This is a genomic window from Roseococcus microcysteis (assembly GCF_014764365.1).
Lineage (GTDB): Bacteria > Pseudomonadota > Alphaproteobacteria > Acetobacterales > Acetobacteraceae > Roseococcus > Roseococcus microcysteis.
The window spans coordinates 2,051,181-2,057,500 of record NZ_CP061718.1; the positions used below are offsets into that span (position 1 = coordinate 2,051,181).

General features: G+C 67.4%; 4 protein-coding genes, 1 tRNA gene and 2 rRNA genes (1 of these 7 only partly in view). 4 read left to right on the top strand and 3 right to left on the bottom strand.

The window, feature by feature from the left end:
• Positions 1-23: 23 nt before the first annotated feature.
• From ICW72_RS09895 to ICW72_RS09910, 4 genes are read left to right on the top strand one after another with little or no spacing between them, the layout of a single operon-like run.
• The gene (locus ICW72_RS09895; protein WP_191086023.1) at positions 24-1,835 is read left to right on the top strand and encodes a tyrosine-type recombinase/integrase; all 1,812 of its coding nucleotides are present in this window, start codon (positions 24-26) and stop codon (positions 1,833-1,835) included.
• Positions 1,832-2,971, top strand: coding sequence for a site-specific integrase (locus tag ICW72_RS09900; protein ID WP_191086024.1), 1,140 nt, complete (start codon positions 1,832-1,834; stop codon positions 2,969-2,971). Before ICW72_RS09895 ends, ICW72_RS09900 begins: the two co-directional genes overlap by 4 nt.
• Complete coding sequence (locus ICW72_RS09905; RefSeq protein ID WP_191086025.1) at positions 2,971-3,795, top strand: recombinase family protein; 825 nt, start codon at positions 2,971-2,973, stop codon at positions 3,793-3,795. The genes ICW72_RS09900 and ICW72_RS09905 overlap by 1 nt, the downstream gene beginning before the upstream one ends.
• Positions 3,711-4,724 (top strand): recombinase zinc beta ribbon domain-containing protein, encoded by a 1,014-nt coding sequence (locus ICW72_RS09910; RefSeq protein ID WP_191086026.1) that lies wholly within the window; start codon positions 3,711-3,713, stop codon positions 4,722-4,724. The genes ICW72_RS09905 and ICW72_RS09910 overlap by 85 nt, the downstream gene beginning before the upstream one ends.
• On the opposite strand, the gene ICW72_RS09915 is transcribed toward ICW72_RS09910, so the two are convergent.
• The 3 genes from ICW72_RS09915 to ICW72_RS09925 all read right to left on the bottom strand — a co-directional run.
• A tRNA-Met gene (locus ICW72_RS09915) sits at positions 4,695-4,771 on the bottom strand. The two genes, ICW72_RS09910 and ICW72_RS09915, sit on opposite strands and share 30 nt — an antisense overlap.
• Before the next feature lie 27 nt (positions 4,772-4,798).
• Positions 4,799-4,913, bottom strand: a 5S ribosomal RNA gene (rrf, locus tag ICW72_RS09920).
• 140 nt (positions 4,914-5,053) lie between these two features.
• Positions 5,054-6,320: ribosomal RNA gene (locus ICW72_RS09925) — 23S ribosomal RNA — on the bottom strand (it continues 1,469 nt past the right edge of the window).

The window sequence follows — 6,320 nt, forward strand, 5'->3', positions numbered from 1 at the left end:
GTGCCAGTGCCCGCCCCGCGCCCGTGTCCACTTTGGAGCCACCGTCCTCGCCCCCGCCGACCTTCGCCGAGGCGATGGTCCTGATTGAGGGCTGGTCGGATCTGTCGGCGTCACAACGCCGCGACCTGGTCAGCGCGCTGCGGGGTGCGGCGCACATCATCGGCAAGGGGCGGTCCGACATCCTTTGCTGCCCGGCCGAGTTGAACGACCGTCTCTTCTCGCGGAGCCCGGCGAGTGTCGGCATCGGCGAAAAGCGCTTCCAGAACATTGTCTCGGGCGTGCGGCGGGTGCTGCGGCGCCTTGGGTGGCACAGCGCCGTCGTGCGGGGTGAGGCGATGCTGGGCGCGGCGTGGCGCGGGTTTATGGATGCCCTGCCGGACACGCCGCGGCGCGCGGGCCTGCGGAACTTCGCGCGCTGGTGCGACGGACAGGGCATCCTGCCTGACGCGGTGACCGACACGGTGCTGGCGGCCTTCCTGAAGGCAGACAGGCGCACAAGGCTGGCAGCGAGCGCGACCCAACAGGGACCACGTCTCGCCGCTGCCTGGAACTGGGCGCTCACGCATCAGCCCGAGGCAGCACGCGCCGCGCCCATCAAGGCGCCGGCGCGACGGGTGCCCTACACCCTGCCCTTCGAGGCGTATCCGGAGAGCTTCCAGGCCAGCGTTCGCGCGTTCGGGGAGCGGATCGGCGGGCGGGCGGTCAAGGCCACGAGCGATGGCAAGCCCGCTGCAGGCGGTCGCTTCTCGGCGGCGCCCATCAACCCCTTCCGGAGCAAGGGCCGCACGTTCAAGCCGCTCCAGCCCGCCTCGGTGAACACGCGCCTCTTTGCGATCCGGCAGGCGGCGGCGGCCTTGGTGCTGACGGGCTCGGCGATTGAGGAGATCCTCGCCCTCAGCGACCTGGTGAATCCCATCGAGCATGCCGGGCGCATCCTCAACTTCTATGACGAACGTGCCGGGGGAAAGCCCGGCGGGCAGGTTCAGCAAATCGCCGAGACGCTGCGGCAGATCGGCTGCTTCCATGCGGACATCCCCGAGGAGAGCCGCGCGCAGTTGATCGAGTGGGCCGCCATGGCCAAGGAGTCGCGTCGAGGCGAGATGGGCCCCAAGGCGCGGACCTGCCTGCTGCAGGTGATCGACCCGCGCAACCGGGCGCGCCTGCTGCATCTGCCCCAGCGCCTCGCGCGCGAGGTCGCGGCGGAGGGGCTGGACGCGGTGACGGCGGCGCGGCTCCTACGCCAGGCTCTGCTGATTGAGATCTGGCTAACCTGCCCACTGCGGATCTCGGACCTGCGGGGGCTGCTGGTCAAGGGACACCTTGTCTATCTCGACGCGGACAAGCGCACGCCGAGCCACATCCGGGTGCCCGAGGGCAGTTCCAAGACCGGCGAGCCCATCTCCTGGCCGCTGGCGGCGACCACGCGCAAGCTGCTGCGCCTGTGGCTGGACAGGCATCGCGCCGTCCTCGGCATGGCGGGCACGGACTGGCTCTTTCCCGGGATGGGCAAGGGTGCGCTTTCGGTGAACGCGCTGCGCCAGGCCTTTCAAAAGGTGATCCGCGATCGGCTGGGCCTCGAGATCTATCCGCACGCGATGCGGCACTTCGCGGCGTATCTCTTCTTGAAAGCCAATCCAGGTCAGTACGAGGTGGTGCGACGGATCCTGGGCCACCGCTCGGTGGAGACGACGATCAAGTTCTACTGCGGGCTCGAGACGGACGCCGCCGCGCAGGCCTTCGATGAGGTGATCGCAAAGGAGCGGACGGCGACGCGTCTCCTTGCGCGCGCTGCCGGGCGCAGGGGTGGCGGTGGGCGCAAAGGGGGCACGCGATGAGCCCGCCCGTGGACCCGCGCCGGGCCTACCTGCCATTCGCGGAGTGGCCAGCCTTGGATCGCCGCCGCTGGGAGGCGGTGCGCGCGCCGGTGGTGCCGGGGCGGTTTTCCGAACGGTCGCCCGCCACCAAGCTGAGTCCGCGTTCGTTGGAGAAGTTCAGAGACGGCTATGCGCGCTGGCTGGGCTTCCTAAGGTATCGGGGCTGGCTGGACGCCACGGCTTCGCCCGGCGCGCGGGTGACCACGGAGCGGCTCGCGGCCTACTTCGACCTGCTCGTGGAACTGGAGAACCGGCCCTATACGATCCTGGGCCGCTTCCAGGACCTGGCGCGGGCGCTGGCCCTGCTCGAGCCCGGTACCTGCTTTCGGCATGTGACCCACCCTGGCGGGCGGCCACTGCGCGAGATGCTGGACCTTCGCTCGCGCGACCAGGAGATCCACCACCCGGCCGACCTGCTGCTCTGGGGCATTGAGCTCATGGAGGGCGCGCTGTCCCGCTCGCCGCGCCGGCGCCAGGTGCAGATGCGCGACGGGCTGCTCATCGCGATCCTCGCCTTTCGCGGTCTGCGACTCGGCAGCGTGGTGAGCCTGACCCTGGACGGCAGCGTCCGCCGGGACGGGCCGGAGGGGGCGTGGCGGCTCGACATCCAGGGGGAGGACGTCAAGAACTCCCGCTACATCCTGGCGACCCTACCGCGGCTGCTCGGCCCCTGGATCGACCGCTATGTGGAGGTGGAGCGGCGGGAGCTGCTGGCAGGCCAGAAGTCCGCGGCCTTCTGGGTCAACTGGGGCGGAGAGCCCTTGGCACCGATCGGTCTCGACAAGCGGATTCGCTGGTTGTCCACCAAGCGGTTCGGGGCAGCGCGGGCCTTTGGGACACATCGCTTTCGCTATTGCATCAGCACCACGGCGCCCTTGCTGATCCCCGACCAGCCCGGCTTGGCCGCGGCGCTGCTGCGCATCACCTCGCGGGTGATGGCCAAGCACTATGACCGCGGCGACGCGGTTCTGGCCTTCAAGGCATTCCACAAGACGCTGGCCGAGGCGCGGGACCGGAGCGAGACCCTGGCGCGCGACACCCTGGAACCGCTCGGCCCGGATACCCTATCCTTCGCCCTCCCGTCCGAGACCGAGTGATGCGCCCAAGCCCTTCCCTGGCCCTTCCCCTGCGCGCGGCGATCTACGCGCGCTTTTCGAGCGACAGCCAGCGCGACGCGAGCATCGACGACCAGGTCCGGGTCTGCCGGGCGCTCGCCGCGCGCGAGGGCTTCGAGGTGGGCGAGGTCTATGCCGACTATGCCCTGAGCGGGGCGAGTGCCGCGCGGCCGCGCTTTCAGCAACTGCTGGCCGATGCCCGGGCGGGCCGGGTGCAGGTGGTGCTGGCCGAGGGCCTCGACCGCCTGAGCCGCGACCAGGAGCACATCGCGGGCTTCCACAAGCAGATGGCCTTCATGGGCGTTCGGGTGCTGACCGTGGCCGAGGGGGAGATCAGCGAGCTGCATATCGGCCTCAAGGGGACGATGTCGGCGCTCTTCCTGAAGGATCTAGCGCAAAAGACCCATCGCGGCGTCGAGGGTCGCGTGCGCGCGGGGGCGAGCGGTGGGGGGCTGAGCTATGGCTACCGGGTGCGGCGGGGCCTCAAGGCCGATGGCACGGCGCTGACGGGCGAGCTGGAGATCCTTCCCGAGCAGGCCGCGGTGATCCGCCGGGTCTTCGAGAGCTATGCGGCGGGGGTGTCGCCGCGGGCCATCGCGCGACAGTTCAATGCCGAGGGCGTGCCCGGCCCCCGGGGCGGGAGCTGGACGGCGTCGCTGCTGCTGGGGGTGCCGGGCGCGAGACGGGCCTGCTGCGGAATCGCCTTTATGCCGGCGAGCGGGTGTGGAACCGGCAGAAATGGGTCAAGGACCCGAGCACGGGGCGGCGGGTGGCGCGGCCCAATCCCAGGGAGTCCTGGGTGGTGAGCGCGGTGCCGGAGCTGGCGATTTTGGATCGGGAGGTCTGGGACCGGGCGCAGGCGCGGCTGGAGGCCAGCCGTCAGGTGGTGACGGCGCTTGGCCAGGCGGCGAATGACCCAGCGGACGGAACACCTCCGAACGCGAATCGCGGCACGGCCCTGGCGTCGGTGCGCCGTCCCCGCTGGCCTCTCGCGGGCTTGGTCCGCTGCGGCGTCTGCAATGGCCCGATGACGGTGGTGGGCAGCGGCGGCCGGCTGGGCTGCGCCAACCATGTGGAGCGTGGCACTTGCGAGAACCGCCGCACGGTGGCGCGGGACGCGGTGATGCAGAGGGTGATGGTGGGCCTCAAGGAGCGGCTGCTGGCGCCCGAGCTCGTGGAGGAGTTCGTCCGCGCCTATGTGGCCGAGGTGAATGCGGCAAACCGCCAGCGGGGAACGCGGAGGGCCTCGCTGCAAGGGGACGCCGGCAAGCTCGATCGCCAGATCCGGAATTTGTTGGAACTCCTCAAGGAGGGCCATGGGGGTCCGGCCATGGCCGCGGAGCTGCGGGAGCTGGAGCGCCGGCGGGAGACCGTGCGCGCCGAGATGGCCGCAACGGAGCCTCCGGAGCCTGTGCCCGACCTGCACCCCAACATGCCGGCCTTGTACCGGCGGCGGGTGCAGGCGCTGGAGGAGGCGCTCGGGGATCCTGTCACGGCGGCGGTGGCCGCGGAGGCGTTGCGGGCCCTGGTGGACGCGATCCTGGTCTTCCCCGGCGCCAAGCGCGGCGAAGTGACGCTGAGCCTTCGGGGGATCTGGCGGCGCTGCTGCATGGCGCGCTGGCCGAGGAGGGCATGGGCGCCCAGAACGCGAAAACGCCCGCGATCCGGTGGGATGGCGGGCGTTTTGGGGAAGTACTGGGATCGTTGGATGCGGGGACAGGATTTGAACCTGTGACCTTCAGGTTATGAGCCTGACGAGCTACCGGGCTGCTCCACCCCGCGTGGGTGTGATGTGAGGATGGTTGGGTGGCCTGGCGCTGACCGACTCTCCCGCCGCTTAAGCGGCAGTACCATAGGCGCTGGAGTGTTTCACGGCCGAGTTCGGGATGGGATCGGGTGTATCAACTCCGCGATGGGCACCAGGCCACCGAACCATCCTGGCCGCCTTTTGGGGCGGAGGGGGTTCAGGTGGCGGAAGGTTGGTTGGATCAGTGTGAGAATTGTGGGGTTTGGTGCTGCGCACGGTGTTCGGATCATTGCTGATCTGAACCGCGCTGGCGGCGTAGTATTGAGCCTATCGGGCGATTAGGACCGCTTAGCTGAGTGCATTACTGCACGTACACATGCGGCCTATTGACGTGATGGTCTATCACGGCCCTCAGGGAGACCTGGTTTTGAGGTCGGTTTCCCGCTTAGATGCTTTCAGCGGTTATCCGTTCCACACTTAGCTACCCAGCGGTGCCACTGGCGTGACAACTGGTGCACCAGAGGTATGTCCATCCCGGTCCTCTCGTACTAGGGACAGATCCTCTCAAGTCTCCAACACCCACAGCAGATAGGGACCGAACTGTCTCACGACGTTCTAAACCCAGCTCACGTACCGCTTTAATCGGCGAACAGCCGAACCCTTGGGACCTGCTCCAGCCCCGGGATGCGATGAGCCGACATCGAGGTGCCAAACCTCCCCGTCGATGTGGACTCTTGGGGGAGATCAGCCTGTTATCCCTAGAGTACCTTTTATCCGTTGAGCGATGGCCCGTCCACGAGGGACCACCGGATCACTAAGGCCGACTTTCGTCTCTGTTCGCGCTGTCACGCTCACAGTCAGGCGGGCTTATGCCTTTGCACTCAACAGCCGATGTCCGACCGGCTTGAGCCCACCATCGCGCGCCTCCGTTACACTTTAGGAGGCGACCGCCCCAGTCAAACTGCCCACCACGCAGGGTCCCGGCCCGGGATAACCAGGCTCGGTTAGACGCCAAAAAGAAACAGGGTGGTATTTCAAGGTTGGCTCCACACAAGCTAGCGCCCATGCTTCAAAGCCTCCCACCTATCCTACACAGTTCCTTTCTGGCGCCACTGCGAAGTTGCAGTAAAGGTTCATAGGGTCTTTCCGTCTAACTGCGGGTACCCCGCATCTTCACGGGGAATTCAATTTCGCTGAGCCCATGCCGGAGACAGTGGGGAGGTCGTTACGCCATTCGTGCAGGTCGGAACTTACCCGACAAGGAATTTCGCTACCTTAGGACCGTTATAGTTACGGCCGCCGTTTACCGGGGCTTCAGTTCGGAGCTTGCACTCCTCCCTTTAACCTTCCGGCACCGGGCAGGCGTCAGACCCTATACGTCATCTCTCGATTTCGCAGAGCCCTGTGTTTTTACTAAACAGTCGCCACCCCCTGCTCTGTGCCACCCACCAATGGTTGCCCACCAGCGGGTCTCGCTTATCCCGAAGTTACGCGAGCAATTTGCCTAGTTCCTTCGACATGGTTCTCTCAAGCGCCTCGGTATTCTCTACCAGTCCACCTGTGTCGGTTTCGGGTACGGTCCAA